Source organism: Stenotrophomonas sp. 2YAF22, from assembly GCF_052114665.1.
Taxonomy (GTDB): domain Bacteria; phylum Pseudomonadota; class Gammaproteobacteria; order Xanthomonadales; family Xanthomonadaceae; genus Stenotrophomonas; species Stenotrophomonas indicatrix.
Genome location: NZ_JBFRFE010000406.1, coordinates 1 through 3,984, shown reverse-complemented (window position 1 = coordinate 3,984; position 3,984 = coordinate 1). Strand labels below are relative to the sequence as shown.

Genomic DNA, 3,984 nt, shown 5'->3' with positions numbered 1-3,984 from the left:
CTAGATGTCCGCTTACAAGATTACCGAACACAAGTACGACATGGTCGTGGTGGGCGCCGGCGGCGCCGGCCTGCGTGCCACGTTCGGCCTGGCCGCCAAGGGCCTGCAGACCGTGTGCCTGACCAAGGTCTTCCCGACCCGTTCGCACACGGTTGCCGCCCAGGGTGGTATCTCCGCCGCGCTCGGCAACATGGGCGAGGACGACTGGCGTTACCACTTCTTCGACACCATCAAGGGTTCGGACTGGCTGGGCGACCAGGACGCCATCGAGTACATGTGCCGTGAAGCGATTCCGGCGATCATCGAGCTCGAGCACTACGGCGTGCCGTTCAGCCGCACCGCCGAAGGCAAGATCTACCAGCGTCCGTTCGGTGGCATGACCACCCAGTACGGCGAAGGCCCGGCGGCGCAGCGTACCTGCGCGGCGGCCGACCGTACCGGCCACGCGATGCTGCACACGCTGTACCAGCAGTCGCTGAAGCACGACGCGCGCTTCATGATCGAGTACTTCGCGCTCGACCTGATCTTCGATGACGAAGGTGCCTGCCGTGGTGTGCTGGCGTTGGACATGTCCGACGGCACGCTGCACCTGTTCCGCGCCCAGGGCGTGGTGCTGGCCACCGGCGGCTACGGCCGCGCCTACTTCAGCGCCACCTCGGCGCACACCTGCACCGGCGACGGTGGCGGCCTGGCCATGCGCGCCGGCATCGCCATGCAGGACATGGAGTTCGTGCAGTTCCATCCGACCGGCATCTACGGCGCCGGCTGCCTGATCACCGAGGGTGTCCGCGGTGAAGGCGGCATCCTGCGCAACAGCAGCGGCGAGCGCTTCATGGAGCGTTACGCACCGCACTACAAGGACCTGGCCTCGCGCGACGTTGTCAGCCGTTCGATGACCATCGAGATCCGCGAAGGCCGTGGCGTGGGCGAGCACAAGGACCACATCCTGCTCGACCTGACCCACCTCGGCCCGGGCGTGATCGACGACAAGCTGCCGGGCATCGCCGAGAGCGCGCGCATCTTCGCCGGCGTCGACGTGCACAAGCAGCCGATCCCGGTGATTCCCACCGTGCACTACAACATGGGCGGCATCCCGACCAACTACCACGGTGAAGTGGTGCGCAAGGACGGCGAGAACCCCGATGCAGTCGTGCCGGGCCTGTACGCCATCGGCGAAGCGGCCTGCGTTTCGGTGCACGGTGCCAACCGCCTGGGTTCGAACTCGCTGCTGGACCTGGTGGTGTTCGGGCGTGCAGTGGCCAATCGTTGCGCGGCGACGATCACCCCGGGCGCGGCGCACAAGACCCTGCCGGCCGACGCCTGCGACAAGGCGCTGGGCCTGCTGGACAAGCTGCGTCACGCCAACGGCGATACCCCGACTTCGGTCATCCGCGATCGCATGCAGCGCACCATGCAGGCCGACGCGGCGGTCTTCCGTACCAGCCAGACGCTGAAGGAAGGCTGCGAGAAGATGGACAAGATCTTCGACTCGTTCCAGGACGTGAAGGTCTCCGACCGTTCGCTGGTGTGGAACTCGGACCTGATCGAGACCTACGAGCTGAACAACCTGCTGCTGAACGCGGTGGCGACGATCAACTCGGCCGAGCAGCGCAAGGAAAGCCGCGGCGCACACGCGCACGAGGACTTCCCGGACCGCGACGACGTCAATTGGCAGAAGCACACCCTGGTCAGCGTGGACGAGAAGGGCAAGTGCAGCTTCGACTACCGTCCGGTGCACATGTACACGTTGACTGATGACGTGTCCGTGGTGCCTCCGAAGCCGCGCGTGTACTGATCCGACCCCGCCTAACATGCAATCCGCGCCCTCGGGCGCGGGCCGCCTGAGCCAACGAGAGCAGCCATGGCCGAGTTTTCACTCCCCAAGAATTCCAAGATCACGAAGGGCAAGCACTTCCCCGCCAAGACCGGCGGCAAGAACGTGCGCACCTTCAAGATCTACCGCTGGAGTCCGGACGACGACAGCAATCCGCGCACCGACACCTATGACGTCGATCTGGACGCCTGCGGCCCGATGGTCCTGGACGCGCTGATCAAGATCAAGAACGAGATCGACCCGACCCTGACCTTCCGCCGCTCGTGCCGCGAAGGCATCTGCGGTTCGTGCGCGATGAACATCGACGGCACCAACACCCTGGCCTGCACCCGAGCCATCTCGGACTGCGGCAAGAAGGAAGTGCCGATCTACCCGCTGCCGCACATGAACGTGGTCAAGGATCTGGTTCCGGACCTGACCCACTTCTATGCGCAGTACGCCTCGATCAAGCCGTGGATCCGCACCCAGACCCCGGCACCGCCGGACCGTGAGCGCCTGCAGTCGCCGGAAGACCGCAAGAAGCTGGACGGTCTGTACGAGTGCATCCTGTGCGCGTGCTGCTCGACCAGCTGCCCGAGCTACTGGTGGAACGGCGAGCGTTACCTGGGCCCGGCGATCCTGCTGCAGGCCTACCGCTGGATCATCGATTCGCGCGATGAGGACACCGGTGCGCGCCTGGACGATCTGGAAGATCCGTTCAAGCTGTACCGCTGCCACACCATCATGAACTGCGCCCGGACCTGCCCGAAGGGACTGAACCCGGCGCTGGCGATCGCCGAGATCAAGAAGCTGATGATGGAACGCCGCGCCTGATACGGTGCCGGGTAGTTGCATGACCCCAGCAGAGCCACGCCATGCGTGGCTTTGCTGTATCTGGAGAGACACGATGGAAGAAGATGTTCTGCTGAAGAAGCTGCGCTGGCGTTGCCGGCGCGGCATGCGCGAACTGGACCAGTTGTTCGGTCGCTACCTGGACCGCGAATGGAGCAGTGCACCGACCGAAGAGCGCGAGGTTTTCCTGTTCCTGCTCGATTGCGAGGACGATAAGTTGTGGCGTTGGTTCATGGGCTACGAGGCCTGTCCACATGCGCACGCCGTCCCCCTCATGCACAAGATCCTCGCCCTCAAGCCTTGAGTGGCGCCCGTCGCGGCTGCAGGCCGGCGCTCAGTTGGCGGTACTGTTGGCCGCGCCGTGGCTGCTGCGCGCTTCGGATCTGCCCCCTGCCCATCTGGTTCCCGCGCTGATCGGGGTCTGGGTGCTTGGCCTGGCCGAACTGGCCTGGCGCCTGCGGCGGCCCCGCGTGCTGCTGCAGCTGCCGCCCGCGCCCGAGCCGCTGCGCGTGGACGGCCACGACATTCCCGAGCCGCGACTGGTGGTGCGCGGGCCCTGGCTGCTGCTGCAGTGGCGCGAAGGCTGGCGCCGGCGACGCCTGTTGTTCTGGCCGGATGTGCTGGATCGCGGGCAACGACGTGAACTGCGACTGGCCGTATCCGCACGCGCCGTTTCCCGTCAGCCCCGGTCGGTGGCACCATAGGCTGAATCGACTGGCGTGCCTGCATGTTCAAACCCATTCCCGTGGCCATTGGCCTGCGCTACCTGCGCGCCAAGCGCCGCAACGGCTTCATCTCCTTCATTTCGATGGCATCGATCCTGGGCATCGCGCTCGGGGTGACGGTGCTGATCACCACATTGGCGGTCATGAGCGGTTTCCAGAAGGAAATCCGCAGCCGCCTGCTGCAGATGACTGCGCACACCACCATCAGCCGGGACGGCGAGCCGATGCCGGACTGGATGCGCGTGGTCGATGTGGCCAGCAAGGATCCGCGCGTGGCCGGTGCTGCGCCGTATATCGAGATCCAGTCGATGATCAGCGGCCCGCGCGTGCAGGGTGCGATCATCCAGGGCATCGATCCGGCGCTGGAACCGAAGGTGTCGGTGATCGACAAGAAGGTCACCAAGGGCAGCTACGGCAGCCTGACCCCGGGCAGCTTCAACCTGTTGCTGGGCAAGGAACTGGCCGTCTGGCTGGGCGTGGACGTCGGTGACCAGGTGCTGGTGACCTTCGCGGAAGTGCAGGGCACGCCARCCGGCGCGGTGCCGCGGATGAAGCGCTTCACCGTCAGCGGCATCTTCGAGGCCGGTTACAACG

At 65.6% G+C, this 3,984-nt stretch carries 5 protein-coding genes; all 5 read left to right on the top strand.

The window, feature by feature from the left end; genetic code table 11:
* Nucleotides 1-4: 4 nt before the first annotated feature.
* A complete protein-coding gene (gene sdhA / locus AB4Y84_RS15425) occupies nucleotides 5-1,795 on the top strand; it encodes a succinate dehydrogenase flavoprotein subunit (protein ID WP_025878814.1) in 1,791 nt (596 codons plus the stop codon).
* A gap of 66 nt (nucleotides 1,796-1,861) precedes the next feature.
* Entirely contained in the window at nucleotides 1,862-2,647 is a 786-nt protein-coding gene (locus AB4Y84_RS15420; RefSeq protein WP_025878815.1) for a succinate dehydrogenase iron-sulfur subunit, read from the top strand.
* Nucleotides 2,648-2,720: 73 nt separating this feature from the next.
* Nucleotides 2,721-2,969 (top strand): FAD assembly factor SdhE, encoded by a 249-nt coding sequence (locus AB4Y84_RS15415; RefSeq protein ID WP_089240366.1) that lies wholly within the window; start codon nucleotides 2,721-2,723, stop codon nucleotides 2,967-2,969.
* Nucleotides 2,920-3,369 (top strand): hypothetical protein, encoded by a 450-nt coding sequence (locus tag AB4Y84_RS15410; protein WP_363731233.1) that lies wholly within the window; start codon nucleotides 2,920-2,922, stop codon nucleotides 3,367-3,369. Before AB4Y84_RS15415 ends, AB4Y84_RS15410 begins: the two co-directional genes overlap by 50 nt.
* A 23-nt stretch (nucleotides 3,370-3,392) precedes the next feature.
* Nucleotides 3,393-3,984 (top strand): ABC transporter permease (locus AB4Y84_RS15405; protein WP_442250389.1); only part of this gene is annotated, 592 nt, incomplete at its 3' end.